General features: G+C 35.1%; 1 pseudogene. It reads left to right on the top strand.

The window, feature by feature from the left end:
- Nucleotides 1-259: pseudogene (locus SB717_RS37390) on the top strand (MFS transporter); the annotation flags it as partial.

Below are 259 nucleotides of genomic sequence, written 5' to 3' on the forward strand. Positions count from 1 at the left end.
GGGAATGTTAGCAGTCGGGATGCTAATGGGAGCGATTGCTTTATCAGTGCGTAAAGAAGTGAATAATCCGTTTCGTTCTATTTATACTGGACTGTTTTTGTTTGCAGGTTTAAGTTTGTGTACAGTCTTTCCGTTGTTAGTTATCATTCCAAAAGTAGCAAGTTTTATTTACTATATTGCTTTTATGATGTTAACTGGTATAGCAATTATGATTGTAAACATTCCAATGCAAGTACATATGCAAAAAACGACAGATCCG

This window comes from Priestia sp. SIMBA_032 (assembly GCF_046535215.1).
In the GTDB taxonomy this organism is placed as follows: domain Bacteria; phylum Bacillota; class Bacilli; order Bacillales; family Bacillaceae_H; genus Priestia; species Priestia aryabhattai.